This window comes from Oleiphilus sp. HI0117 (genome assembly GCF_001635235.1).
Genome location: NZ_LWGA01000158.1, coordinates 1 through 783, shown reverse-complemented (window position 1 = coordinate 783; position 783 = coordinate 1). Strand labels below are relative to the sequence as shown.

General features: G+C 41.7%; 2 protein-coding genes. One reads left to right on the top strand and one right to left on the bottom strand.

Translation table 11 applies throughout. The features are described 5' to 3' along the window. Positions 1 to 41 precede the first annotated feature (41 nt). Complete coding sequence (locus A3757_RS02135; RefSeq protein ID WP_068507198.1) at positions 42 to 380, bottom strand: hypothetical protein; 339 nt, start codon at positions 378 to 380, stop codon at positions 42 to 44. Positions 381 to 583: 203 nt separating this feature from the next. Here A3757_RS02135 and A3757_RS02130 point away from each other — a divergent pair. Next, a partial coding sequence (locus A3757_RS02130) for an MBL fold metallo-hydrolase (RefSeq protein WP_156506111.1) occupies positions 584 to 783 on the top strand: 200 nt, incomplete at its 3' end.

Here is a 783-nt window from a genome sequence, read left to right as displayed (position 1 = left end):
GCCATGTTGTTTGCGTTGGTATAGTACTCGTAAGCACTTGTTTATCTGTCACATCGCAGTAACTTGAAGCGTTGTTTTCCCTCAAGAATCTCTGACTCTGGCCAGATCGCATTTGCCTTTTGCTCAAATGCTGCGTTCTGTGCCAGAATTTGAAGTTCTTCACTTATGGCTTTATCACTTCGTGTAATAAAAGCGTTTTCTGTCGGTACACTCGCTTCAAATGTATTGATCAATTCGCAGTTCTCGTCATTGGCAAAGATGATGTGCTTGGCTCCAGGGTTTAGTTCAATAAATGAGCAGCCAGAGAGCGCTGTACCGAGTATGAGTGCAGTAAACTTTGAAGACCGTTTGACTGAGGGGTAGCTATATTTAAGCAGCATCGTTATCGTCCTTTATTGTGACTAACGCATAGCTGACTNAAGGCATTTCCTTGCATCCATTTATACGTTTTTGGTTGAGTTTCATTCTTCTTCAGGGATAATGCATGTCAGAAAATTGCTGTGCAGTTCGGACGATTAGTTTAATCCCTTGTCACAAACTATATAGCAGCGATATAAGCTTGTTTTCTATCGGTAATTTTTTCATGAGTTTACAGTATAAGATAGTGCCGGTAACGGCTTTTGAGCAGAACTGCTCAATTTTGTGGTGCGATCAGAGTAAAAAAGCGGCAGTTGTCGACCCTGGTGGTGATTTACCCAAAATTTTGGCTGAGCTTGAATCTTTAGGCCTTCAGCTTGATAAGGTAATTTTGACACATGCGCATATTGATCATGCCGGTGCAAC